18 protein-coding genes are annotated in these 21,739 nt (G+C 62.8%); 12 read left to right on the forward strand and 6 right to left on the reverse strand.

Features of this window, described 5'->3' with window-relative positions; translation table 11 throughout:
• Positions 1–139: 139 nt before the first annotated feature.
• Positions 140–1,024, reverse strand: coding sequence for a LysR substrate-binding domain-containing protein (locus EGJ22_RS12880; protein WP_009681497.1), 885 nt, complete (start codon positions 1,022–1,024; stop codon positions 140–142).
• Between the two features lie 151 nt (positions 1,025–1,175).
• Here EGJ22_RS12880 and EGJ22_RS12885 point away from each other — a divergent pair, with 151 nt between their 5' ends.
• Complete coding sequence (locus EGJ22_RS12885) at positions 1,176–4,196, forward strand: FAD-binding and (Fe-S)-binding domain-containing protein (RefSeq protein WP_009681496.1); 3,021 nt, start codon at positions 1,176–1,178, stop codon at positions 4,194–4,196.
• A 44-nt stretch (positions 4,197–4,240) separates the two neighbouring features.
• Here the strand turns inward: EGJ22_RS12885 and EGJ22_RS12890 are convergent, their stop codons facing one another.
• From EGJ22_RS12890 to phhA, 4 genes are all read right to left on the reverse strand, one after another.
• A complete protein-coding gene (locus tag EGJ22_RS12890) occupies positions 4,241–5,428 on the reverse strand; it encodes an MFS transporter (RefSeq protein ID WP_029887203.1) in 1,188 nt (395 codons plus the stop codon).
• Between the two features lie 90 nt (positions 5,429–5,518).
• Entirely contained in the window at positions 5,519–5,647 is a 129-nt protein-coding gene (locus EGJ22_RS26535) for a hypothetical protein (RefSeq protein ID WP_009681494.1), read from the reverse strand.
• Between the two features lie 243 nt (positions 5,648–5,890).
• The gene (locus EGJ22_RS12895) at positions 5,891–6,247 is read right to left on the reverse strand and encodes a 4a-hydroxytetrahydrobiopterin dehydratase (RefSeq protein WP_009681493.1); all 357 of its coding nucleotides are present in this window, start codon (positions 6,245–6,247) and stop codon (positions 5,891–5,893) included.
• 39 nt (positions 6,248–6,286) lie between these two features.
• Entirely contained in the window at positions 6,287–7,075 is a 789-nt protein-coding gene (gene phhA, locus EGJ22_RS12900; RefSeq protein WP_009681492.1) for a phenylalanine 4-monooxygenase, read from the reverse strand.
• A gap of 254 nt (positions 7,076–7,329) precedes the next feature.
• Here phhA and EGJ22_RS12905 point away from each other — a divergent pair, with 254 nt between their 5' ends.
• Positions 7,330–8,889, forward strand: coding sequence for a sigma-54-dependent phenylalanine hydroxylase transcriptional regulator PhhR (locus tag EGJ22_RS12905; RefSeq protein WP_009681491.1), 1,560 nt, complete (start codon positions 7,330–7,332; stop codon positions 8,887–8,889).
• A gap of 83 nt (positions 8,890–8,972) precedes the next feature.
• On the opposite strand, the gene EGJ22_RS12910 is transcribed toward EGJ22_RS12905, so the two are convergent.
• The gene (locus tag EGJ22_RS12910) at positions 8,973–9,227 is read right to left on the reverse strand and encodes a DUF2790 domain-containing protein (RefSeq protein WP_009681490.1); all 255 of its coding nucleotides are present in this window, start codon (positions 9,225–9,227) and stop codon (positions 8,973–8,975) included.
• Positions 9,228–9,624: 397 nt separating this feature from the next.
• On the opposite strand from EGJ22_RS12910, the gene acs reads away from it, so the two are divergent.
• The 10 genes from acs to astD all read left to right on the forward strand — a co-directional run bounded on the left by acs (position 9,625) and on the right by astD (position 21,736).
• Complete coding sequence (gene acs, locus EGJ22_RS12915; RefSeq protein ID WP_009681489.1) at positions 9,625–11,586, forward strand: acetate--CoA ligase; 1,962 nt, start codon at positions 9,625–9,627, stop codon at positions 11,584–11,586.
• Positions 11,587–12,293: 707 nt separating this feature from the next.
• Complete coding sequence (locus tag EGJ22_RS12925) at positions 12,294–13,079, forward strand: ABC transporter substrate-binding protein (RefSeq protein ID WP_009681488.1); 786 nt, start codon at positions 12,294–12,296, stop codon at positions 13,077–13,079.
• A gap of 87 nt (positions 13,080–13,166) precedes the next feature.
• Entirely contained in the window at positions 13,167–13,856 is a 690-nt protein-coding gene (locus EGJ22_RS12930; RefSeq protein WP_009681487.1) for an ABC transporter permease, read from the forward strand.
• Positions 13,853–14,551 (forward strand): ABC transporter permease, encoded by a 699-nt coding sequence (locus tag EGJ22_RS12935; protein ID WP_029887202.1) that lies wholly within the window; start codon positions 13,853–13,855, stop codon positions 14,549–14,551. Before EGJ22_RS12930 ends, EGJ22_RS12935 begins: the two co-directional genes overlap by 4 nt.
• 22 nt (positions 14,552–14,573) lie before the next feature.
• Complete coding sequence (locus tag EGJ22_RS12940; RefSeq protein ID WP_009681485.1) at positions 14,574–15,338, forward strand: ABC transporter ATP-binding protein; 765 nt, start codon at positions 14,574–14,576, stop codon at positions 15,336–15,338.
• 98 nt (positions 15,339–15,436) lie between these two features.
• The gene (gene argR / locus EGJ22_RS12945; protein ID WP_009681484.1) at positions 15,437–16,417 is read left to right on the forward strand and encodes a transcriptional regulator ArgR; all 981 of its coding nucleotides are present in this window, start codon (positions 15,437–15,439) and stop codon (positions 16,415–16,417) included.
• Positions 16,418–16,789: 372 nt separating this feature from the next.
• Entirely contained in the window at positions 16,790–18,010 is a 1,221-nt protein-coding gene (locus tag EGJ22_RS12950; protein ID WP_009681483.1) for an aspartate aminotransferase family protein, read from the forward strand.
• A 135-nt stretch (positions 18,011–18,145) separates the two neighbouring features.
• The gene (gene aruF, locus EGJ22_RS12955; RefSeq protein ID WP_009681482.1) at positions 18,146–19,165 is read left to right on the forward strand and encodes an arginine/ornithine succinyltransferase subunit alpha; all 1,020 of its coding nucleotides are present in this window, start codon (positions 18,146–18,148) and stop codon (positions 19,163–19,165) included.
• Between the two features lie 78 nt (positions 19,166–19,243).
• A complete protein-coding gene (astA, locus tag EGJ22_RS12960; RefSeq protein ID WP_029887201.1) occupies positions 19,244–20,269 on the forward strand; it encodes an arginine N-succinyltransferase in 1,026 nt (341 codons plus the stop codon).
• 3 nt (positions 20,270–20,272) lie between these two features.
• Positions 20,273–21,736, forward strand: a complete 1,464-nt coding sequence (astD, locus tag EGJ22_RS12965) for a succinylglutamate-semialdehyde dehydrogenase (RefSeq protein WP_125920280.1) — start codon at positions 20,273–20,275, stop codon at positions 21,734–21,736.
• Positions 21,737–21,739: the final 3 nt, after the last annotated feature.

Consider the following 21,739-nt stretch of genomic DNA (forward strand, 5'->3'; position numbering starts at 1 on the left):
GAGCGCAGCTCGCGATGCGCCGCGCGGGCGGCGCTCGATCTCACAGGCACTGAAGATGCAGCGGCTACCCTTGCCAGAAACCATAGAATTTCCCACAGGTACTACACAGGGCTTGGGGCCTATGCGGTCGAGGCAGGACTCAGATCTGCTCCAGCAACCACCCCCTGAACGCCCGCAACGACGGTAATGCCTCATTCCTCGGCGGGTAGATCAGGTAGTAACTGCGCTGGCTGGCAAAAGCTGTTCCGGGGCTGTGCAGTTCACCCTTGGCCAGTTCTTCTTCCACGAGAATGCGCGGTACCAGCCCGATGCCGATCCCGGCGCGCACGGCCTGGATCAGGTGCGAGGTGAGCTCGAAACTCGGCCCCAGGCGCATCGCCCGGTGCGGCAGGCCATGGTGGGAAAACCACTCGCCCCAGGCATGCGGGTTGTTGGCCACGTTCAGCAGCACCTCTTCGCTGATGCTGGCGGGGCTCCAGCCCTGGCGGTCGGCGCTGGCCTGCGGCGGTACGATCACCACCAGTTCCTCGGCATGCAGGCGATGGCAGACCAGCCCGGGCAGGTCGTGGCTGGCCACGCCAATGGCGGCATCGATCTCGCTGGTTTCGAAATTGATGGCTTCGATGCGTGAGTGAATGTGCACCAGCATGCCTGGGTGCGCGCTGTAGAACGCATGCAAGCGCGGCAACAGCCATTTGGAGCCGAAGGTGGGCAGGGTGGCCAGGCGCAAGGTGCCGACCCCTGACTGGTAAGCCAGCGCTTGCAGGGTGGCGCTGCGGATGCGCCCCAGCGCCTCGCTGAGCTCGCCCTGGTACAGCCGGCCGACATCGGTCAGCTGCACCTGGCGCCCTTCACGGCGGAACAGGGTCAGGCCCAATTGTTGTTCCAGTGCCTGCACCTGCCGGCTGACCGCGCTCTGGGTCAGTGACAGTTCGGCAGCGGCGCGGGTGTAGCTTTCATGCCGGGCGGCGGCCTCGAATGCCAGCAGCAGCGACATGGACGGAGTCAGGTGGCGGTAATTCATTCATAAAAGTCATTGATAGCGGCAGGATTATCCGTTTGCCCCTGAGCGCAAACTACAGGAACATTGGCTTATACGTCACCCCCGCCTGGTTTGACCCATGCCGGGGCGACAGGAATCCCGTGAATAGCCAATATCAAGAGGCCATCCTTCGATGATCGCCCAGCTGCCAACCGTTGCACCCAGCGCCAACTACCCAGAATTCCTCGAAGCCCTGCGCAACAGCGGCTTCCGTGGCCAGATCAGCGCCGACTACGCGACCCGCACGGTGTTGGCCACCGACAACTCGATCTATCAGCGCCTGCCGCAGGCTGCGGTGTTCCCGCTGGATGCCGACGATGTGGCGCGCGTGGCCACGCTGATGGCCGAAGCACGCTTTCGGCACGTCAAGCTCACCCCGCGCGGCGGGGGCACCGGCACCAACGGCCAGTCGCTGACCGATGGTATCGTCGTCGACCTGTCGCGGCACATGAACAACATCCTCGAAATCAATGTCGAGGAGCGCTGGGTGCGGGTGCAGGCCGGCACCGTCAAGGACCAGCTCAATGCTGCGCTCAAGCCGTACGGGCTGTTCTTCGCCCCTGAGCTGTCCACGTCCAACCGCGCCACCGTCGGCGGCATGATCAACACCGACGCCAGCGGCCAGGGCAGCTGTACTTATGGCAAAACCCGCGACCACGTACTGGAGTTGCACAGCGTGCTGCTCGGTGGCGAGCGCCTGCACAGCCTGCCGATCGATGAGGCCGCGCTGGAGCAGGCCTGTGCCGCGCCTGGCCGGGTGGGCGAGGTGTACCGCATGGCGCGGGACATCCAGCAAACCCAGGGCGACCTGATCGAGCGCACCTTCCCCAAGCTCAACCGCTGCCTGACCGGCTACGACCTGGCGCACCTGCGCGACGAACAGGGCCGTTTCAACCTCAATAGCGTGCTGTGCGGTGCCGAGGGCTCGCTTGGGTATGTAGTCGAAGCCAAGCTCAATGTGCTGCCGATCCCCAAGTACGCGGTACTGGTCAATGTGCGCTACACCAGCTTCATGGATGCCCTGCGCGACGCCAATGCGCTGATGGCGCACAAGCCGCTGTCCATCGAAACCGTGGACTCCAAGGTGCTCATGCTGGCGATGAAGGATATCGTCTGGCACAGCGTTGCCGAATACTTCCCGGCCGACCCCGAGCGGCCGACCTTGGGCATCAACTTGGTGGAGTTCTGCGGGGACGAGCCGGCGCAGGTCAATGCCAAGGTGCAGGCGTTCCTCCAGCACCTGCAGAGCGACACCAGTGTCGAGCGCCTGGGCCACACGCTGGCCGAGGGTTCCGAGGCCGTCACCCGTGTCTACACCATGCGCAAGCGCTCGGTGGGCCTGCTGGGTAACGTCGAGGGCGAGGTGCGCCCGCAACCTTTCGTCGAGGACACCGCGGTGCCGCCGGAGCAACTGGCCGACTACATCGCCGATTTCCGGGCCTTGCTCGATGGTTACGGCCTGGCCTACGGCATGTTCGGCCACGTGGATGCCGGCGTGCTGCACGTACGCCCCGCGCTGGACATGAAAGACCCGGCCCAGGCCGCGCTGGTCAAGCCGATTTCCGATGCGGTGGCGGCACTGACCAAACGCTATGGCGGCCTGTTGTGGGGCGAGCATGGCAAGGGCCTACGTTCGGAGTACGTGCCGGAGTATTTCGGCGAACTGTACCCAGCACTGCAGCGCCTGAAGGGCGCCTTCGACCCGCATAACCAGCTGAACCCGGGCAAGATCTGCACGCCGCCCGACAGCGCCGAAGGCCTGACCAAGGTCGATGGCGTGACCCTGCGCGGCGACCTGGACCGCAGCATCGACGAACGGGTCTGGCAAGACTTCGGCAGCGCCGTGCACTGCAACGGCAACGGTGCCTGCTACAACTACGACCCCAACGACGCCATGTGCCCCTCATGGAAAGCCACCCGTGAGCGCCAGCACTCGCCCAAGGGCCGTGCCTCGCTGATGCGCGAATGGCTGCGCCTGCAGGGCGAAGCGAACATCGACGTGCTGGCTGCGGCGCGTAACAAGGTCTCGTGGCTCAAGGGCCTGCCGGCGCGCCTGCGCAACAACCGCGCACGCAACCAGGGCCAGGCCGACTTCTCCCATGAGGTGTATGACGCCATGGCCGGTTGCCTGGCGTGCAAATCCTGCGCTGGGCAGTGCCCGATCAAGGTCAACGTGCCGGACTTCCGCTCGCGCTTTCTCGAGCTGTACCACGGCCGTTATCAGCGCCCCCTGCGCGACTACCTGATCGGCTCGCTGGAGTTCACCATCCCCTACCTGGCACACGCACCGGGGCTGTACAACGCGGTGATGGGGTCGAAATGGGTGAGCAGGCTGCTGGCCGAGAAGGTTGGCATGGTCGACAGCCCATTGATCAGCCGCTTCAACTTCCAGGCCACCCTGACCCGCTGCCGTGTTGGCGTGGCCACGGTGCCGGCGCTGCGCGAACTGACCCCGGCCCAGCGCGAGCGCAGCATCGTGCTGGTGCAGGATGCCTTCACCCGTTACTTCGAAACGCCGTTGCTTTCGGCGTTCATCGACCTGGCCAACCGCCTCGGCCACCGGGTGTTCCTGGCGCCGTATAGCGCCAACGGCAAGCCGCTGCATGTGCAGGGGTTCCTCGGTGCATTCGCCAAGGCGGCGATCCGCAATGCCAGCCAGCTCAAGGCCCTGGCCGATTGCGGCGTGCCGCTGGTGGGCCTGGACCCGGCCATGACCCTGGTGTACCGCCAGGAGTACCAGAAGGTGCCGGGCATGGACGGTTGCCCGCAGGTGCTGCTGCCGCAGGAATGGCTGATGAATGTGCTGCCCGAACAGGCACCGACCGCGCCGGGCAACTTCCGCCTGATGGCGCACTGCACCGAGAAGACCAATGTGCCGGCCAGTACCCGCCAATGGGAGCAGGTGTTTGCCCGTTTGGGGCTGAAGCTGGTGACCGAGGCCACTGGCTGCTGCGGTATGTCCGGTACCTATGGGCATGAGGCGCGCAACCAGGAAACCTCGCGGACCATCTTCGAGCAAAGCTGGGCCACCAAGCTGGACAAGGAGGGCGAACCTTTGGCTACCGGGTATTCGTGCCGCAGCCAAGTCAAGCGCATGACCGAACGCCAGATGCGCCACCCGCTGGAAGTGGTGTTGCAGTACGCTCAGCGCTGACCTTCAGCGGCGCGGGCTGCCTTGCAGCCCAGCGCGGCGTCGTTTTACCGCGCCCGGGCCTGTTGAGCCTGCCGATACAGATACAGGCTCAGCAGCAACCCACAGGCCGCAGCGGCGGCGGCAAACAGAAACATCGAGGCAAACCCGAACCCGGCCGCCACTGCGCCCACCAGAGGCCCGGTTACCCCCAGCGACAAGTCGATGAACAGCGAATACGCCCCCACCGCCGCCCCGCGGTTGGCCGCCGAGACCTGATTCACTGCCTCAACGCCCAGCGCCGGGAATACCAGCGAAAAGCCAAACCCGCTCAGTGCTGCCCCAGCCAGCGCCAGCTCCGCGCTGGGCGCCAGCCTCAGCATCAGCAGCCCCAGCGTTTCTACCGCAAGGCAGGCAATGGCCACGCGAAACCCGCCAATCCGGTTGATCAGGTTGCCGAACAGCAGGCGAGCACTGATGAAACTGGCACCGAACAGGCTCAAGGTGAGTGCGGCGTTGGCCCAGCCCTGGCTGGCGTAATACAGGGTGATGAAGGTGGCGATGGTGCCAAAGCCGATCGAGCCCAGGGCCAGCCCCGAGCCATGCGGGAAGACTTTGCCCAGCACGCTCAGGAACGGCAGGCGTACGCCATGGACGATGGGCGCAGCCTGTTTGGGCCAGGCCAGCAGCAGGCCTACCGCGCACAGCAGGATGATGCTCAGGCCCATGCTCCACAGCCCAAGGCCCTTGACCATCAGTACGCCCAGCGGCGCGCCGATGGCCAGGGCGCCGTAGCTGGCAATGCCGTTCCAGGAAATCACTTTGGCCGTGTTGGCAGCCCCGACCCGGCCGATGCCCCAGCCTATCGAGCCCGAACCCACCAGGCTTTCGGCGCTGCCCAGCACCAGTCGGCCAGCCAGCAGGCAGGCCAGGCTCCACCCGGGCAGGTGGGTCAGGAAGGCGCAGGCCAGCATGAACACGCCGCTGATGCCACAGCCGGCAAGGCCGTAGATCACGGCTTTCTTGCAGCCATGGTTGTCGATGATGCGGCTGGCGGCAGGGCGGCTGAGCAGGGTCGCCAGGTACTGCACGCTGATCACCAGGCCGGCGACGACGGTACTGAAACCCAGGTCGTTGTGTACGTAGCCGGGCAGTACGGCCAGCGGAATGCCGATGTTCAGGTAGCCAATGAAGGTGAACAGAACGATGGAGACGACTTGCAGGGTGACCGCAAGGGGGCGGGGTGAGTCGGGCATGAGGGCCTACATGGGTTCTGGACGGTGTGAAAACGTGCTGACGGGGGTGGCCCGCAAGTCAGCCGTTTTCACACAGTCGGGGATGCGCAGTTAGTCCTGGTCAGCGCTGGATTGATCGTCACCATCCTGCTCGACGGCAGCTGCCGGTTCGGCGTGGGCGGTCACGGTTGGCTCTTCTGGGTTCAGGCTTGGGAAGGGAAGATTCGGGATCTCATGCATCTCGTCGTTCCTCGCAAGTGTGAGTGAAAAGTCTGCGCCAGGCGCGTTTGAAGCTTTACAAAGCTGGGGCAGGATACACAAGTCTGGATGACAGTTTGGTTTTTTTCCCGCTCGCCGGTCGGGTTTGCGGGCGAACAGCGCACAACATCTGGCCGAAAAACGGCGGCTTTGTGGCGCGTTCGCCCGCCAGGCAGGGGGGCGCAGGGCACCGGCCTTGCCGGTGTCAGTGGGGCAGTCGCGGCTTTACTTGCGGCCTTCAGCCGATTCCGCCACCTTGTCGGTGCGCGCACACATGATGAAGTCGTTGCGGTGCAGGCCCTTGATCGAGTGGCTCCACCAGGTCACGGTCACCTTGCCCCACTCGGTCAGCAGCCCGGGGTGGTGGCCTTCGGCTTCGGCGATTTCGCCAACGGCATTGGTGAACGCCAAGGCGTGCTTGAAGTTCTTGAACAGGAAGACGCGCTCCAGCTCCATATGGCCGTCACGTACTTCGATGTTCCAGTCCGGGATCTCGCGAATCAGTTCTGCCAGCTCTTCGTCGGTGACTTTCGGCGCGTCGGCGCGGCAGGCTTCGCAATGGGCTTGGTTCAAGGCATTCATGGGGTAGTTTCCGCTTCGAGTTGTTATCGGCAAGGTCGCTCAGGCAGCAACCTTGGGTGGAAATTTAGGTGCATGCAGGCCCAGCTGCATGGCGGTGTGGACCATGCCCATGATGTCCTCGTGGGCCAGGTCGAACAGGCGTTTCATGTTCGGCAGCACGAAGTACAGGGGCTGCAGGATGTCGATGCGGTACGGTGTACGCATGGCTTCGACGGGGTCGAAGGCCTGGTGCTCGGGTTCACCAGACAAGCAATATACGGTCTCTTTGGGCGATGAAAGAATGCCGCCGCCGTAGATTTTGCAGCCTTGGGCGGTTTCCATCAGGCCGAATTCGATGGTCATCCAGTATAGGCGGGCCAGGTACACCCGTTGTTCCTTGGTCGCGGCCAGGCCCAGCTTGCCATAGGTGTGGGTGAATTCAGCGAACCAGGGGTTGGTCAGCAGCGGGCAGTGGCCAAAGATCTCGTGGAAGATGTCTGGTTCCTGCAGGTAGTCCAACTCCTGCGGGGTGCGAATGAAGGTCGCGACCGGGAAGCGCTTGCTGGCCAGCAGCTCGAAAAAGGTCTGGAAGGGGATCAGGGCAGGTACCCGGGCCACCTGCCAACCGGTGGTGGCGCCCAGCACCTTGTTGATTTCACCCAGCTGCGGAATGCGCTCATGGGGTAGGTTGAGTTGCTCGATACCGTCGAGATACTCCTGGCACGCGCGGCCTTCGATCACCTTCAGCTGGCGGGTGATCAGGGTATTCCACACAGCGTGCTCTTGCTGGGGATAATCGATAAAACCATGCGCATCGGGCTCGCGGGCCACGTAGTGCGTCTGTTTCATAGGGCTCTCCTGGTGAGGGCTTTCTTGTTATGTACGGCACATACCCAAGCATTAGGCTTTTGCTCACCGCTTTGCACGGGGGTCTGGCTGCGTTGAAATGCCTCATGGGGTGAATGTCGTAACGAAAATTTTACAAATTTCGCGAGAGTGCGGAAAATACGCCGTATTCGGCTGGCGTTTGTTCGGCTTTTGTCAGCTTATCTTTACGAATTTTCTGCGCTGTGTTGAAAAACATCGGCGTTGCGAGAGCCCTCATGCGTATCAAAGTGCACTGCCAGAATCGCATTGGCATCCTGCGGGACATCCTCAACCTGCTGGTCGAGTACGGCATCAACGTGCTGCGCGGCGAGGTGGGGGGTGACCATGGCAACGCCATCTACCTGCACTGCCCGAACCTGGTCAATTTGCAGTTCCAGGCCCTGCGCCCGAAGTTCGAGGCCATTGCCGGGGTGTTCGGCGTAAAGCGCGTGGGGCTGATGCCCAGCGAGCGCCGGCACATGGAGCTGAATGCGCTACTGGGGGCACTGGACTTCCCGGTGCTGTCGGTAGATATGGGCGGCAGCATCGTTGCGGCCAACCGTGCCGCGGCGCAGCTGTTGGGGGTGCGCGTGGACGAGGTGCCGGGCATGCCATTGGCCCGCTACGTCGAAGATTTCGACCTGCCGGAGCTGGTGCGGGCCAACAAGTCGCGTATCAACGGCCTGCGCATCCAGGTCAAGGGTGATGTGTTCCTGGCCGATATCGCGCCGCTGCAGTCCGAGCATGACGAGAGCGAGGCGCTGGCCGGTGCCGTGCTTACCCTGCACCGTGCCGACCGCATTGGCGAGCGCATCTACAACGTGCGCAAGCAGGAGTTGCGGGGTTTCGACAGCATCTTCCAGAGTTCGCGGGTGATGGCAGCCGTGGTGCGTGAAGCGCGGCGCATGGCGCCGCTGGATGCGCCGTTGCTGATCGAGGGCGAGACCGGCACCGGCAAGGAGTTGCTGGCGCGGGCGTGCCACCTGGCCAGCCCGCGCGGGCAGTCGCCATTGATGGCACTCAACTGTGCCGGGTTGCCAGAGTCGATGGCCGAGACCGAGCTGTTCGGCTATGGCCCGGGGGCATTCGAAGGTGCGCGGGCCGAGGGCAAGCTTGGGTTACTGGAACTGACTGCGGGGGGCACCTTGTTCCTTGACGGGGTGGGGGAGATGAGCCCGCGCCTGCAGGTCAAGCTGCTGCGCTTCCTGCAGGACGGGTGCTTCCGCCGGGTCGGCAGCGATGAAGAGGTATACCTGGATGTACGGGTGATCTGCGCCACCCAGGTGGACTTGTCCGAATTGTGTGCCCGGGGTGAATTCCGCCAGGACTTGTATCACCGCCTCAACGTGTTGTCGCTGCACATTCCGCCTTTGCGCGAGTGCATGGATGGCCTGGAAGGGCTGGTGCAGCATTTTATTGATCAGGCCAGCCGGCAGATCGGCTGCGCCTTGCCACGTTTGGCGCCGGCAGCCATGGACAAACTTGGGCAGTATCATTGGCCGGGTAATGTAAGGCAGTTGGAGAACGTTTTGTTCCAGGCGGTTTCATTATGCGAAGGCGGCGTGGTCAAGAGCGAGCATATTCGTTTGCCGGATTATGGCGTGCGCCAACCGCTGGGTGATTTTTCGCTGGAAGGGGATCTTTCGCAGATCGTCGGGCGCTTTGAAAAAGCGGTGCTGGAAAGTTTGATGGGCGAGTTTTCCAGTAGCCGGGCACTGGGAAAAAGATTGGGTGTTTCACATACCACCATTGCCAACAAGTTGAGAGATTATTCACTTAACAAGTCGGGCGATTAGGGGCGGGCAATAACTTTGGCACTGCTTTAAAGTTACAGGTATTGTGTCGCGAAGGGGCCCCGCAGGGCCCCGATTCAACGTCTTCACCCGTTAGAGCAGCCGTTCCCCATCACGCGGTATTCGAGGATATGCTTCTGCCCCTGGGAGTCCTCGTAGGTCATGCGCGCTGGCACGACTTCGCACACATTGGGCACTTCGCTCATGGAAATGACGCGGGCAATGTCCAGGTGCTGAGAGTAACTGTATTGTTCAACCGGAATCTGCTCGGCATCTTTGGCTTCATCGGCCAGTGCCGCGCCGCAAAGACTACCCAGTACCAATACCAGTAAAGCTTTCATTTCAAATATACCTGTCTAAGGTCGTGAGGGGGCGCGCGGCGCTAGTGGCGCCGCGTGTACATCAAGTGTCAACTAACCAGATAAAGGGAGATCAACGTGTGCCTTCGTGGGGGCTGTTACCAGTTGTTAATCGCCTTGCCGTTGCTGGCGAAGTGAATTTTATGGCCGCCACCCGGGCCGAAACAGGGGGTGTTTTGATAAAGTCTTTTAACAGAATCTGTAACAATCCATCGGTCCGTGCGTTCAGCGGCATGCCAGGCAAGCTGTAAGGCTTGCGCCAGAGCCTTCTGCCGGTACGGCCGTACCAAATTACTACCAACGTCGAATGGCTTTTGTTGCTCTGGTACAGTTACAAACGGTCCCATACAAAAACAACTATTACACCGAGGTAACACAGATGAGTGCGGCTCCACTGTATCCCGTTCGTCCCGAGGTTGCGGCCACTACGCTGACCGACGAGGCCACTTACAAGGCCATGTACCAGCAATCGGTGATCAACCCGGACGGCTTCTGGCGCGAGCAGGCCCAGCGTATCGACTGGATCAAGCCGTTCACCAAGGTCAAGCAGACCTCGTTCGACGACCACCACGTCGATATCAAATGGTTCGCCGACGGCACTCTGAACGTTTCCTCCAACTGCCTGGACCGTCATCTCGAAGAGCGCGGCGACCAGCTGGCGATCATCTGGGAAGGTGACGACCCTTCCGAGCACCGCAACATTACCTACCGCGAACTGCACGAGCAGGTCTGCAAGTTTGCCAACGCCCTGCGTGGCCAGGACGTGCACCGTGGTGACGTGGTCACCATCTACATGCCGATGATCCCCGAAGCCGTGGTCGCCATGCTGGCCTGTGCACGCATCGGGGCGATCCATTCGGTGGTGTTCGGCGGCTTCTCGCCGGAGGCGCTGGCCGGCCGGATCATCGACTGCAAGTCCAAGGTGGTGATCACTGCCGACGAGGGCCTGCGCGGTGGTCGTCGTACCCCACTCAAGGCCAACGTCGACCTGGCGTTGACCAACCCTGAAACCAACAGCGTGCAGAAAATCATCGTGTGCAAGCGCACCGGTGGCGATATCGCCTGGCACCAGCACCGCGACATCTGGTACGAAGACCTGATGAAGGTGGCTTCCAGCCATTGCGCGCCGAAAGAAATGGGCGCCGAAGAGGCGCTGTTCATCCTGTACACCTCGGGTTCCACCGGCAAGCCAAAAGGGGTGCTGCACACCACGGGCGGTTACCTGGTATATGCCGCGCTGACCCATGAGCGCGTGTTCGACTACCGCCCCGGTGAGGTGTACTGGTGCACCGCGGACGTGGGCTGGGTCACTGGCCACAGCTATATCGTCTACGGCCCGCTGGCCAACGGCGCCACCACCTTGCTGTTCGAGGGCGTGCCGAACTACCCGGACATCACCCGGGTGTCGAAGATCATCGACAAGCACAAGGTCAACATCCTCTACACCGCACCAACCGCCATCCGCGCCATGATGGCCGAAGGGCAGGCCGCTGTAGCCGGGGCCGATGGCTCCAGCCTGCGCCTGCTGGGGTCGGTGGGCGAGCCGATCAACCCGGAAGCGTGGAGCTGGTACTACAAGGCCGTGGGCAAGGAGCGCTGCCCGATCGTCGACACCTGGTGGCAGACCGAAACCGGCGGCATCCTGATCAGCCCGCTGCCGGGTGCCACCGGCCTGAAACCAGGGTCTGCGACCCGGCCGTTCTTCGGCGTGGTGCCGGCACTGGTGGACAACCTGGGCAACCTGATCGACGGTGCGGCCGAGGGCAACCTGGTGATCCTCGATTCCTGGCCTGGGCAGTCGCGTTCGCTGTATGGCGACCACGACCGTTTCGTGGATACCTATTTCAAGACCTTCCGCGGGATGTACTTCACCGGCGACGGCGCGCGCCGGGACGAGGACGGTTACTACTGGATCACCGGTCGCGTGGATGACGTGCTCAACGTGTCGGGCCACCGCATGGGCACGGCCGAGATCGAGAGTGCCATGGTGGCGCACGCCAAGGTGGCCGAAGCTGCAGTGGTGGGTGTGCCGCACGACATCAAGGGGCAGGGCATATACGTGTATGTCACCCTCAATGCGGGTGTCGAGGCCAGCGAGCAGTTGCGCCTGGAATTGAAGAACTGGGTGCGCAAAGAAATCGGCCCTATCGCTTCCCCGGATGTGATCCAGTGGGCGCCTGGGTTGCCCAAGACCCGCTCCGGCAAGATCATGCGCCGCATCCTGCGCAAGATTGCCACCGGTGAGTACGATGCGCTGGGCGATATCTCGACCCTGGCCGACCCGGGGGTGGTGCAGCACCTGATCGATACCCACAAGGCGATGAGCCTGGCATCGGCGTGATGGCGGACCGGCGTGTGCGCTGAATGACAGGGGCCGCTTTGCGGCCCATCGCGACGCAAGGCCGCTTGTGTCTCGAGAGGGGATTAGAGGCTGTCATTCACCGTTCCGCTTGTGGGAGCGGGCGTGCCCGCGAACACCGGCGGAGCCGGTGCCAGACACCGCGTCGCCTGCTTCGCGGGCAAGCCCGCTCCCACAATGAATCGCGCAGGCTTTTCAAATTTTTGAAAGACAGTCGCTCCTACAGAAACCCTGCCCGGGCAACCGGCGGGGTTTTTGCTTTACTGTTACCCGACAATCATCGGTAACCGTTCTGTCACCGGTGCCGCACAATGGCGGGGCGCGCGGAAACAAAACCGGCCCATTCCAGTGCAGCTTCATGGCATTTGCAGCCGTGCCGCTCGCCCCACTTGCCGTAATTCGAGGCTTTGCCAATAATAGGCCCAGGAATTGCTAGTTCTATAGGTTCTATTTCTTGCGCTTTTGCATATTTTGCAATGGCTGTCAACATCGCCCGCGGCGGTTTCAGGCGCTTCTATAAGTAGTTGTCGCTTTGAAGAAATATCGACTACCGGGCTGTCGTTAGAATGCCACACACTCGCTCGTGGTATGCGGCCTTGGTCGAACCCTGCGCGGCTCGCGTTGTACTCATTCGCATATCGGGCAGCCGTGATCTGCCTTGTATTGCCCCGTACCGATGGAGTTACCTGATGAAGAAGCTTGCACTGCTTGGCGCCCTGGCGCTGTCCGTGTTTTCCCTGGTGTCGCAGGCCGATGAAAAGCCGTTGAAAATCGGCATCGAGGCCGCCTACCCACCCTTCGCCTTCAAACAGCCCGACGGCAGCATCGCTGGCTTCGACTACGACATCGGCAACGCCTTGTGCGAAGAGATGAAGGCCAAGTGCACCTGGGTCGAGCAAGAATTCGATGGCCTGATTCCGGCGCTGAAGGTGCGCAAGATCGACGCCATCCTGTCGTCGATGTCGATCACCGAAGACCGCAAGAAGTCGGTCGACTTCACCAAGCGCTACTACCTGACGCCGGCGCGCCTGGTCATGAAGGAAGGCACCACCGTCAGCGACAGCCTGGACGAACTCAAGGGCAAGAAGATCGGCGTACAGCGCGGCTCGATCCACGACCGCTTCGCCAAGGAAGTGCTGGGCGCCAAAGGTGCCACCGTCGTGCCTTACGGCACCCAGAACGAAATCTACCTGGACGTGGCAGCCGGTCGCCTCGATGGCACCGTGGCTGACGCCACCCTGCTGGAAGACGGTTTCCTGAAAACCGACGCTGGCAAGGGCTTTGCCTTCGTAGGCCCGGCCTTCACCGACGCCAAGTACTTCGGTGACGGTATCGGCATTGCCGTACGCAAGGGCGACGACGCCAACCGCGAGCGCATCAACAAGGCCATCGACGCCATCCGCGCCAACGGCAAGTACCAGGAAATCGAGAAGAAGTACTTCAACTTCGACATCTACGGTCCAGACTCGAACTAAGACGTCGGGTTTACCTGTGCAATGGTGCAAACAGCAGAGGCTCTGAGGTTTGCACCATTTTTCATTCTCTAGGTCGAGGACCTCATCATGTTGAAAGGCTACGGGGCAGTCATCCTCGACGGGGCGTGGCTGACGCTGCAGCTTGCCCTGTCGTCGATGGCCCTGGCCATCGTGCTCGGCCTGATCGGTGTGGCGCTGCGCTTGTCGCCGGTGCGCTGGCTGGCCTGGCTTGGCGACCTGTATTCCACGGTCATCCGTGGCATTCCGGACCTGGTCCTGATCCTGCTGATCTTCTACGGCGGGCAAGACATCATCAACCGGGTGGCGCCGCTGCTCGGCTACGAAGACTACATCGACCTCAACCCGCTGATCGCGGGCATCGGTACCCTGGGCTTCATCTTCGGTGCCTACCTGTCGGAAACCTTCCGCGGCGCCTTCCTCGGCATTCCCAAGGGGCAGGCCGAGGCGGGGCTCGCCTATGGCATGAGCGCGCGCCAGGTGTTCTTCCGTATCCAGGTTCCGCAAATGATCCGCCTGGCGATTCCTGGTTTCACCAACAACTGGCTGGTGCTGACCAAAGCCACCGCGCTGATTTCGGTGGTCGGCCTGCAGGACATGATGTTCAAGGCCAAACAGGCGGCCGACGCCACGCGCGAGCCGTTCACCTTCTTCCTGGCGGTGGCCGCGTTGTACCTGGTGCTGACCAGTGTTTCGCTGCTGGCCCTGAAGTTTCTGGAGCGCCGCTACTCGGTGGGCGTCAAGGTGGCTGAACTATGATCTTCGACTACAACGTCATCTGGGAGGCGTTGCCGATGTACTTCGGCGGCCTGCTGACCACCCTCAAGCTGCTGGCCATTTCGTTGTTCTTCGGCTTGCTGGGGGCTATTCCGTTGGGCTTGATGCGGGTGTCGCGGCAGCCGGTGGTCAACTTCACCGCCTGGCTCTATACCTATGTGATCCGCGGGACGCCGATGCTGGTGCAGCTGTTTCTGATCTACTACGGCTTGGCCCAGTTCGAAGCGGTACGCGACAGTGTCTTCTGGCCGCTGTTGTCCAGCGCCACGTTCTGTGCGTGCCTGGCGTTTGGCATCAACACCAGTGCCTACACCGCAGAAATCATCGCCGGCAGCCTCAAGGCCACGCCGCATGGCGAGATCGAGGCGGCCAAGGCCATGGGCATGTCACGCATGAAGATGTACCGCCGCATCCTGCTGCCTTCGGCCCTGCGCCGGGCGCTGCCGCAGTACAGCAACGAAGTGATCATGATGCTGCAGACCACCAGCCTGGCGTCGATCGTCACCCTGATCGACATAACCGGCGCCGCACGCACGGTCAATGCGCAGTACTACCTGCCTTTCGAGGCCTATATCACGGCGGGCGTGTTCTACCTGTGCCTGACCTTCATCCTGGTGCGCCTGTTCAAGATGGCCGAACGCCGCTGGCTCGGCTACCTGGCGCCACGCAAGCACTGACCGCTTTGTGAGAATCGACAGCATGTACAAACTCGAAGTCCAAGACCTGCACAAGCGCTACGGCAGCCATGAAGTACTCAAGGGCGTGTCGCTGGCGGCCAAGGCCGGCGACGTCATCAGCATCATCGGCTCCAGCGGTTCGGGCAAGTCGACCTTCCTGCGTTGCATCAACCTGCTGGAGCAGCCGCACGCCGGCAAGATCCTGCTCAACAACGAAGAGCTCAGGCTGGTCGCTGGCAAGGACGGCGCGCTGAAGGCCGCAGACCCGCGTCAGTTGCAGCGCATGCGCTCGCGGCTGTCGATGGTGTTTCAGCATTTCAACCTGTGGTCGCACATGACCGCGCTGGAGAACATCATCGAGGCGCCGGTGCATGTGTTGGGCGTGAACCGCAAGGAAGCCCTGGAAAAGGCCGAGCACTACCTGGCCAAGGTGGGTGTCGCCCACCGCAAGGACGCCTTCCCGGGGCACATGTCTGGCGGGGAGCAACAACGTGTGGCAATTGCCCGCGCCCTGGCGGTGGAGCCTGAGGTTATGCTGTTCGACGAGCCGACTTCGGCACTCGACCCCGAGCTGGTCGGCGATGTGCTGAAGGTAATGCAGGCGCTGGCCCAGGAAGGCCGGACCATGGTCGTGGTCACCCACGAAATGGGCTTTGCCCGCGAGGTGTCCAACCAGTTGGTGTTCTTGCACAAGGGGCTGGTGGAAGAGACCGGCTGCCCGCGTGAAGTGCTGGCCAACCCGCAGTCGGAACGCCTGAAGCAGTTCCTCTCCGGCAGCCTGAAGTAAAAGCTGCATTTTTGCACCAGAATAGGGCATGCTGCGCGGCGAGCGCGGCCTGACCCGGCGCACAGACTCGAACGACCTCAGGTTTCGGACCGTACCTTATGACCACCCAGCGAATCGGTTTTCTCATCTGGCCCAGCACCAGGCCCTTGACCCTGGCGCTGGCCGAGGAAGTGTTGCAGGTGGCGCAGCGGGTGCATCCGGACGTGGTCTACGAACTGTCGTTCCTGCAGGCCGAGCCTGCGCCGGAAGGTGCCTGGCGCCTGCCAGGCGAGCCCTGGAACGGTGGCCTGGAAGGTTGTCACAAGCTGTTCCTGCTGGCAGACGAGCCACCCGTGGCGGTAGGGGCTGCGTTGTCGGCCGCGCTCAAGCAGCTGGCGCGCAGCGGCTGCATGATCGGGGGGCTTGCAGCCGGTGTGTACCCGCTGGCGATGCTGGGTTTGCTCGATGGTTACCGGGCTGCCGTGCACTGGCGTTGGCAGGATGATTTTGCCGAGCGCTTCCCCAGGGTCATCGCCACCAGCCACCTGTTTGACTGGGATCGTGACCGCCTCACGGCGTGCGGCGGCATGGCCGTTACCGACCTGCTGCTGGCGGTGCTGGCCCGCGATCACGGCGCCGAGCTTGCCGGTGCGGTGTCGGAGGAACTGGTGGTCGAGCGTATCCGCGAGGGGGGCGAGCGCCAACGTATTCCGCTGCAGAATCGTCTCGGCTCCAGCCACCCCAAGCTGACCCAGGCGGTGTTGCTGATGGAAGCCAATATCGAAGAACCGCTGACCACCGACGAAATTGCCCAGCACGTATGCGTCTCGCGCCGGCAGTTGGAGCGCATTTTCAAGCAGTACCTGAACCGCGTGCCGAGCCAGTACTACCTGGAGCTGCGGCTGAACAAGGCGCGGCAGATGCTGATGCAGACCAGCAAATCGATCATCCAGATCGGGCTTTCCTGTGGTTTCTCGTCGGGGCCGCATTTTTCCAGTGCGTACCGCAATTTCTTTGGTGCTACGCCGCGGGAAGACCGTAACCAGCGGCGTAGCAGCAGCCCGTTCGAGTTGAGTTCGGCGCCGGCTGAAAAGGGTTGATAGCTCGGTTGGGGCCGGGGTGTATGCCTTGAGGGTGATGGTGGGGCGGATATCGTGCGCCGCGCTACTAGAACAACATCATGCACCCGCCACGGCGCTATACCAACGCCTCACACCCGCTACGGCATAAAAATATCGGCTTGCACCTTCTACTCCTTGATCTCCAGGTGAACACCCGTTCACCCAGCCCCCTCTCTCCCGTACACTGCGCGATTGCGACAGTGTTTGTCGCATTGCCGAAAACCTTGCTAAAACTGGGTTTTGCGCTGTAACAAGTTGTCGCTTGGCCGCAAGGACAGGCGCAGATCAGTCCTTACAATCCCCCCCATCGCTCGCCACTTCCAGGCCAGCGTTCCTCTTCAGGAGACTCAGATGTCCGTTGAGCAAGCCCCGGTGCAACGTGCCGATTTCGACCAGGTCATGGTCCCCAACTATTCTCCGGCGGCCTTCATTCCTGTGCGAGGCGAGGGTTCCCGTGTCTGGGACCAGTCCGGTCGCGAGTTGATCGACTTTGCCGGCGGCATCGCGGTAAACGCCCTGGGCCACTGCCACCCGGCGCTGGTCAAGGCCCTGACCGAGCAGGCCAACACCCTCTGGCACGTCTCCAACGTATTCACCAACGAACCGGCACTGCGCCTGGCCCACAAGCTGGTAAACGCCACCTTTGCCGACCGTGCGTTCTTCTGCAACTCCGGCGCCGAGGCCAACGAGGCTGCCTTCAAGCTGGCCCGCCGGGTTGCCCATGACCGCTTCGGCCCTGAAAAGCACGAAATCATCGCCACCGTGAACAGTTTCCACGGTCGTACCCTGTTTACCGTCAGCGTCGGCGGCCAGCCGAAGTACTCCGATGGCTTCGGCCCGAAGATCACCGGCATCAGCCACGTGCCGTACAACGACCTGGAAGCGTTGAAGGCACAGATTTCCGACAAGACGTGCGCCGTGGTGATCGAGCCGATCCAGGGTGAGAGCGGCGTGGTGCCGGCCGACAAGGCTTACCTGGAAGGCGCTCGCAAGCTGTGTGACGAGCACAATGCCCTGCTGATCTTCGACGAAGTGCAGACGGGTGTGGGCCGTACCGGCTCGCTGTATGCCTACCAGCACTACGGCGTGACCCCGGATATCCTCACCAGCGCCAAGAGCCTGGGCGGTGGCTTCCCGATCGGCGCCATGCTGACCACCACCGAGCTGGCCAAGCACCTGACTGTGGGCACCCACGGCACCACCTACGGCGGCAACCCGCTGGGCTGCGCGGTTGCCTGCGCGGTGCTGGACGTGGTCAACACCCCGGAAACCCTGGCCGGCATCAAGGCCAAGCACGCGCGGTTCAAGGCCCGCCTGGAGCAGATCGGGCAGAAGTACAACCTGTTCAGCCAGGTGCGTGGTGTTGGCCTGCTGCTGGGTTGCGTGTTGGCCGAGGCCTGGCAAGGCAAGGCCAAGGACGTACTCAATGCCGCCGAGAAAGAAGGCGTGATGGTGCTGCAGGCCGGTCCGGACGTGGTCCGCTTCGCGCCAAGCCTGGTGGTTGAAGACGCCGATATCGATGCAGGCCTGGACCGCTTCGAGCGCGCCGTTGCCACGCTGACCCAAGGCTGATCCGCCTGCGGTCCCTTCGCCGGCCGCAGCCAAGGTTGTACCAGGCCGGCGATTTGCGATTCCACAGCAGGTGCCCATGCGCCTGCCGTTTTTCCGTGCCGCCATGAGCGGCCCGTATTCCAAAGGAGTGACACCATGCTGGTGATGCGCCCCGCGCAAATGGCTGACCTGAACGAAGTGCAGCGCATGGCTGCCGACAGCCCCATTGGTGTCACCTCGCTGCCGGACGACTCTGCTCGCCTGGGCGACAAGATTGCCGCCTCCGAGACGTCCTTCGCCGCGGAGGTCAGCTTCAATGGCGAGGAAAGCTACTTCTTCGTGCTCGAAGACAGCGAAACCGGCAAGCTCGCCGGCTGCTCGGCCATCGTGGCCTCGGCTGGCTACTCCGAGCCGTTCTACAGTTTTCGCAACGAGACCTTCGTGCACGCCTCGCGCGAGCTGAAGATCCACAACAAGATCCACGTGCTCTCGCTGTGCCATGACCTGACCGGCAACAGCCTGCTGACCAGTTTCTACGTGTTGCCAGAGCTGGTGAACAGCGGCTGGGCCGAACTCAATTCCCGCGGCCGCCTGCTGTTCATGGCTGCGCACCCGGAACGCTTCGCTGACTCGGTGGTGACCGAGATCGTCGGTTACAGCGACGAAAAGGGCGAATCGCCATTCTGGGATGCGATCGGGCGCAATTTCTTCGACCTCAACTATGCCGATGCCGAGCGCCTGTGCGGCCTGAAGAGCCGCACCTTTCTCGCCGAACTCATGCCGCACTACCCGATCTACGTGCCGCTGCTGCCAGACCTGGCGCAGGAAGCCATGGGCCAGGTGCACCCGCGGGCGCAGATCACCTTCGACATCCTCATGCGGGAGGGCTTCGAGACCGAGCACTACATCGACATATTCGACGGCGGCCCAACCCTGCATGCGCGTACCTCGGGCATCCGCTCGATCGCCCAGAGCCGGGTGGCCCCAGTGAAAATCGACGACGTGCCAACCAAGGGCGGGCGCCCGTACCTGGTGTGCAACGGCCTGTTGCAGGACTACCGGGCAGTGCTGCTGGAGCTGGATTGGGTGCCCGGCAAGCCGGTCAGCCTGAGCGTTGCAGCAGCCGAGGCGCTGGGCGTGGGCGAGGGCGCCAGCGTGCGCCTGGTGGCGGCCTGAGGCCTGGCAACAGGCGTTTCGGGATTGATGCGTTAGCAGAGTTTCGCGCCGGCCCATGCCGCCGCACAAGGAGATAGCATGATCGTTCGTCCTGTACGCAGCAGCGATTTGCCTGCGTTGATCGAATTGGCACGCAGCACCGGCACCACCGGGCTGACCACGCTGCCGGCCAACGAAGAGCGCCTGGAGCATCGCGTAGGTTGGGCGGAAAAGAGCTTTCGGGGCGAGGCCGAGCGCGGCGACACCGACTACCTGTTCGTGCTGGAAAACGACGAAGGCCTGGTGGTAGGCATCAGTGCCATCGCCGGTGCCGTTGGCTTGCGCGAGCCTTGGTACAACTACCGGGTCGGCCTGACCGTCAGTGCCTCGCAGGAGCTGAAGATCTACCGCGAAATCCCTACGCTGTTTCTGGCCAACGACCTGACCGGCAACTCCGAGCTGTGCTCGCTGTTCCTGCGCAGCGACTACCGTGCCGGGCTCAACGGCCGCTTGCTGTCGCGGGCGCGCATGCTGTTCATTGCCGAGTTCCCCGAGTTGTTCGGCAAGAAGATCATCGCCGAAATGCGCGGCATGTCGGATGAGCAGGGGCGTTCGCCGTTCTGGGAAAGCCTGGGCCGGCACTTCTTCAAGATGGAGTTCAGCCAGGCGGACTACCTGACCGGCGTGGGCAACAAGTCGTTCATCGCCGAGCTGATGCCGAAGTTCCCGCTGTACACCTGCTTCCTGTCAGACGCGGCGCGCAACGTGATCGGCCGTGTGCACAAGGACACCGAGCCGGCACTGGCCATGCTCAAGCAGGAAGGTTTCACTTACCAGGGCTATGTCGACATTTTCGACGCCGGCCCCGCCATCGAGTGTGACACCGGCAGGATCCGCGCCGTGCGCGACAGCCAGACGCTGGTGCTGGCGGTTGGCACGCCGGGCGATGACGCCACCCCCTACATCATCCACAACCGCAAGCGCGACGACTGCCGTATCACCGCTGCACCTGCGCGTCTGGCCGCCGGAACCCTGGTGGTCGACCCGCTGACCGCCAAACGCCTGCGCATGGGCGCTGGCGACAATGTGCGCGCTGTGCCCATGTCGGCGAGCCGGGAGGGCTAATAAATGACCACGCACTACATCGCCGGCAATTGGCAGGCCGGCCAGGGCGAGCCCCTGCAATCGCTGAACCCGGTCACCCAGGCCGTGATCTGGCAGGGGCAGGGCGCCGACGCCAGCCAGGTCGGCGCCGCCGTAAAGGCTGCGCGCCAGGCGTTCCCAGCCTGGGCGCAACTGAGCCTGGACGCGCGCATCGGTGTGCTGGAGCAGTTTGCCGCACAGTTGAAGGCGCATGCCGAAGCCATGGCCCAGTGCATTGGCGAGGAAACCGGCAAGCCGCTGTGGGAATCGGCCACCGAAGTGACCAGCATGGTCAACAAGGTGGCCATTTCCATACAAAGTTACCGTGAGCGCACCGGTGAAAAGAGCGGCCCGCTGGCCGATGCCACGGCAGTGCTGCGGCACAAGCCCCATGGTGTGGCCGCGGTGTTCGGCCCTTACAACTTCCCTGGCCACCTGCCGAACGGGCATATCGTTCCGGCGCTGCTGGCGGGCAACTGCGTGGTGTTCAAACCGAGTGAGCTGACCCCCAAGGTGGCGGAACTGACAGTGCACTGCTGGATCGCCGCCGGCCTGCCGGCGGGTGTGCTGAACCTGGTTCAGGGCGGGCGTGAAACCGGTGTGGCACTGGCTGGCGACCCAGGTATCGATGGCGTGTTCTTCACCGGTTCCAGCCGCACTGGCAACCTGTTGCACCAGCAGTTTGCCGGGCGCCCGGACAAGATCCTGGCGCTGGAAATGGGTGGCAACAACCCATTGCTGGTAGACGAGGTCAAGGACCTCGACGCTGCGGTTTACACCATCATTCAGTCGGCGTTCATTTCCGCCGGCCAGCGCTGCACCTGCGCACGTCGCCTGCTGGTGCCCCAGGGTGCCTGGGGCGATGCGCTGCTCGCGCGCCTGGTAGAGGTGTGCAGAACCATCACGGTGGGGGCGTTCGATGAACAGCCGGCACCGTTCATGGGCTCGGTGATTTCGCTGCAGGCCGCGCAGGCGCTGCTGGCTGCCCAGGCCGAACTGGCCGCCAAGGGTGGCGTGAAACTGCTGGAAATGACGCAGCCGCAAGCCGATGCCGCATTGCTTACCCCTGGCATCATCGATGTCAGCGCCGTGGCACAGCGCCCGGATGAAGAGTTCTTCGGGCCGCTGCTGCAAGTGGTCCGCTATGCCGATTTCGATGCGGCCATCGATGAAGCCAACAACACCCAGTACGGCCTGGCTGCCGGCTTGCTGTCCGATTCGCGCGCCCGCTACCAGCATTTCTGGCTGCGCAGCCGCGCCGGCATCGTCAACTGGAACAAGCAACTGACCGGTGCAGCCAGCAGCGCACCCTTCGGTGGCGTCGGTGCCAGTGGCAACCATCGCGCCAGTGCCTATTACGCGGCCGACTACTGCGCTTACCCCGTGGCTTCGCTGGAGACTGCCAGCCTTGCCTTGCCGGCCACCCTTACGCCGGGCGTCACCCTATAACAA

It is taken from the genome of Pseudomonas sp. p99-361 (genome assembly GCF_003935475.1).
Lineage (GTDB): Bacteria > Pseudomonadota > Gammaproteobacteria > Pseudomonadales > Pseudomonadaceae > Aquipseudomonas > Aquipseudomonas juntendi.